This window comes from uncultured Paraglaciecola sp. (assembly GCF_913058035.1).
Lineage (GTDB): Bacteria > Pseudomonadota > Gammaproteobacteria > Enterobacterales > Alteromonadaceae > Paraglaciecola.
Window position 1 is genome coordinate 1 of record NZ_CAJXPA010000288.1, and the last position, 3,809, is coordinate 3,809.

Annotated in this window: 4 protein-coding genes and 4 tRNA genes; all 8 read left to right on the forward strand. The window is 37.4% G+C overall.

Annotated features, from left to right (window positions below; genetic code table 11):
• Window positions 1–349: 349 nt before the first annotated feature.
• Window positions 350–1,348, forward strand: coding sequence for a UDP-N-acetylmuramate dehydrogenase (murB, locus tag QZ562_RS20305; protein WP_293764394.1), 999 nt, complete (start codon window positions 350–352; stop codon window positions 1,346–1,348).
• Window positions 1,345–2,319 (forward strand): bifunctional biotin--[acetyl-CoA-carboxylase] ligase/biotin operon repressor BirA, encoded by a 975-nt coding sequence (birA, locus tag QZ562_RS20310; RefSeq protein ID WP_293764397.1) that lies wholly within the window; start codon window positions 1,345–1,347, stop codon window positions 2,317–2,319. Before murB ends, birA begins: the two co-directional genes overlap by 4 nt.
• Complete coding sequence (locus tag QZ562_RS20315; protein ID WP_293764399.1) at window positions 2,303–3,022, forward strand: type III pantothenate kinase; 720 nt, start codon at window positions 2,303–2,305, stop codon at window positions 3,020–3,022. The genes birA and QZ562_RS20315 overlap by 17 nt, the downstream gene beginning before the upstream one ends.
• A 171-nt stretch (window positions 3,023–3,193) precedes the next feature.
• Window positions 3,194–3,269: transfer RNA gene (locus tag QZ562_RS20320), tRNA-Thr, on the forward strand.
• A 7-nt stretch (window positions 3,270–3,276) separates the two neighbouring features.
• Window positions 3,277–3,361, forward strand: a tRNA-Tyr gene (locus QZ562_RS20325).
• Window positions 3,362–3,393: 32 nt separating this feature from the next.
• Window positions 3,394–3,467, forward strand: a tRNA-Gly gene (locus tag QZ562_RS20330).
• 11 nt (window positions 3,468–3,478) lie between these two features.
• Window positions 3,479–3,554 (forward strand) — tRNA-Thr (locus tag QZ562_RS20335).
• A 59-nt stretch (window positions 3,555–3,613) separates the two neighbouring features.
• Window positions 3,614–3,809 (forward strand): GTP-binding protein (locus tag QZ562_RS20340; RefSeq protein WP_293759007.1); only part of this gene is annotated, 196 nt, incomplete at its 3' end.

Consider the following 3,809-nt stretch of genomic DNA (forward strand, 5'->3'; position numbering starts at 1 on the left):
AAGTCTTAATATAGACAACCCATAAAGAAAAGCAAAAGATGGCTGGTCAGACAATCATAAAAAGTCTTAAGTAAATATATATGATACTTATCTGGTGTCTCCGAGCAAATCGTTGCGATAAGATATTATTTTTTGCAGTCGATTTGAGGTCATAAAATTGAAATAATACTGTTATTAGGAACAATATTTTAAGAAGATAAAACTATTAAAGCTAAGGTTTTTATGATTTTAAGGTGTAGCGTTTAGTAAAAAGTTGATTAACTATTAATTTCAAGGCTAAGGCGTGGTATTTTCTGGTATTAATTTTGAACTTGATTAAGATAATGACAAATTTTCAATGGGTCTTTGTGTGTATTCTTTAGCGCCTCATCATTCTTTCGGTCTACCTTCATTAGCTAGTGAATTCCTATCTATCAATATTCCTGTTGATTTAAAGGCACAATTGAGTGAATTGGGTGACGTTACTTTCTATATTTTGGGAGAAGGTAGTAACACTATATTTTTAGAGAATTATCAAGGGACCATAATTAAACCCGCATTTATGGGAATCGATCTTAAGCAAACTGAAACTTACTTTCTCCTTAAGGTCGGTGCAAGCGAGAATTGGCACAATCTTGTGTTGTGGTGTATGCAACGTAATATCGATGGCTTTGAAAACTTAGCATCAATACCGGGCACAGTGGGTGCTGCACCAATTCAAAATATCGGTGCCTATGGAGTTGAAATTGAGAAATTTATTCATCACGTCGAATATTATGACCTGAATACAAAAAGTCATAACAGTATTGGTTCAACAGCCTGTGAGTTTACCTACCGTAGCAGCGTTTTTAAAAAACGCTTATCAGATAATATCATCATCACTAGTGTTACCTTTGCCATTCCAAAGGATTGGCGACCCGTCACAAACTACGGAGAGTTAAAGGGACTGTTAAAACCTAGCGCTAAGGATATATTTAATAAAGTTGTAGATGTGCGTATGCAAAAATTACCTGACCCATCTAAAATTGGTAATGCAGGCAGTTTTTTTAAAAACCCAATTATAGCTTTTAAGCAATATAATAAACTACAGCAATCATGGCCGTCTATTCCAAGTTACGCTGTTGATAATGTGAGCGTAAAGATCCCTGCAGCTTGGTTGATTGAGCAACTAGGCTTTAAAGGTAAAAAGATAGGTGGTATAGGATGCCACCCACATCAAGCGCTAGTTTTAACTAATGATGGTTCAGGTACAGGTGAACAACTTTTGCAGCTTGCACGTGCTATTAAAACTGCTGTATTAAGTGAATTTACAATTGAACTGGAGAACGAAGTCAGATTAATAGGTAAAAAAGGGCCAATAGTTTTATGAGCAAGTCATCAGAATTAGTACGTGGTAGATTATTATCAATTTTGGCAGATAATGAGTTTCACTCAGGCGAAACATTAGGCTCAACAATGGGTATAAGTCGAACTGCGATATCTAATCATGTAAAAGTACTCAGCACGTTAGGTCTTGATATCTATAGTGTTACAGGAAAAGGTTACTGCTTAGCTCAACCACTAACATTATTGAACCTCGACGAAATTCGCGCAAGTCTGACAATATCTCACATTTCTGATATTGAAATTTTAAATGTCATAGGCTCAACTAATCAGTACTTAAAAGATAAATCAATAAGTATTCAAAACGGTCACACTTGTTTAGCTGAAGCTCAAACTGCTGGACGAGGCCGACATGGACGTAAATGGGAATCCCCCTATGCTGCTAGCCTTTATTTGTCGATGCATTGGTCGTTTGATGGTGGATATTCTGCATTGAACGGCCTTAGTTTGGCTGTAGGAGTGGCTATTGTAGAAGCACTAAACCAATGCGAAGTGCAAGATATACAATTAAAATGGCCAAATGATATTTACGCCAATGGAAAAAAATTAGCGGGTGTTTTGATCGAAGTTGAAGGGCAAATTGGAGGTGGATGTCAAGCTATTATCGGTATTGGCATTAACGTTTCGCTTCCGAATATTGTTAATGAAATTGGACAGCCATGGACAGATTTAGGCCAATTAAGTCATCCGCTAGTAAACAGAAACATATTAGCAGGCACTTTGATAAGTGAACTGAGTAAGGGTCTGACTTTATTCGAAAATGATGGTCTTGGTCCATTTATTAATAAGTGGCGCGCCTTAGATGTTTACTCGAACCAAGCTATTAAACTGATTATGGGAAAACAAATAATATTTGGTATTAATAAGGGTATAGATGCAAACGGCGCAATTTTGCTAGAAACAGAGCAAGGTATTAAGGCCTATCATGGAGGCGAAGTAAGTGTCAGAAGCGTCTAAGTCTTTATTGATTGATATTGGTAATACACAGATTAAATATGTACTTGTTGATAATACTTCAGATTTAATAGACGTTAGGTATTGCAAACATATAGATGAATTAATTTCATATTTCAGTCTAGCTTATCAGGTATTAATTTCATCTGTAGGACACAATTCTTTAATATCTGATCTGAAATGCTTGTGCAAACGCTTCAATAAACCATATAAAATAATAAATACAGAGGCTAACACTCTGGGTATTCATTGTGCCTATGAAAAATATCAGACTTTAGGAGTAGATAGATGGTTGGCAATTTTAGCCGCACGTGAAATTACTCAATTACCTGTAGCTGTGCTCGATCTTGGTACCGCAAATACCTGTGATATTGTGGTTGATAATAAACATTTAGGTGGATGGATAGCACCGGGTTTTTCATTAATGCGTGAAAGTTTACTGTGTAATACACAGAAGGTTTTTGCTGACACAAAGATGCCTAATATATTGGATATGGGGGAAACCACTGAAAATTGTGTAAGTTATGGTTGCCTTGCATCTCAAACAGGATTTGTAATGATGGCGGAACAATATTTAAACACTCAATATAAAAATTATTTAATCTTAGTGACAGGTGGTGGTCAACATTCACTCGGATTAAAAAATAATAAAAAAATAATGTTTTTTCCTAACTTAGTATTAAGAGGTCTTTTTCGTTTAATTTGATTTTATTGAATAATATTTAGTTGACGAAGGTGGTGGAATTATATGCGTAATGCATGAAAGTTACGCATTAAGTCGTTAATTTAAACAAACAGCATAAAAAAAACAATTTTTTTTAAATTCCCCCTTGCACGACCCCAATCATTACTCTAATATCCGCATCCACTTGATGTAGCCGACTTAGCTCAGTTGGTAGAGCAACTGACTTGTAATCAGTAGGTCACCAGTTCGACTCCGGTAGTCGGCACCATCAATCTGGAGGGGTACCCAAGCGGTCAACGGGATCAGACTGTAAATCTGACGGCTCAGCCTTCGCAGGTTCGAATCCTGCCCCCTCCACCACTTTTGCTTGATATGTAATGAGAGCAAGTTGTGCGGACGTCGTATAGTGGTAATACCTTAGCCTTCCAAGCTAAAGCTGCGAGTTCGATTCTCGCCGTCCGCTCCAATTTTGTAAATGCTGATATGGCTCAGTTGGTAGAGCGCACCCTTGGTAAGGGTGAGGTCGGCAGTTCGAATCTGCCTATCAGCACCACTTGCCTCTCCACATCTCATTTAAAAATATTTTTAATGTACTTTGCTGGGGAATAGACAATGGCAAAAGCAAAATTTGAACGAACTAAACCGCATGTAAACGTCGGTACTATCGGCCACGTTGACCACGGTAAAACAACATTAACAGCCGCAATCACAACTGTATTAGCTAAAACGTACGGTGGCGATGCATCAGCATTTGATCAAATTGATAACGCTCCAGAAGAGCGTGAGCGTGGGATCACTATTTCAACGT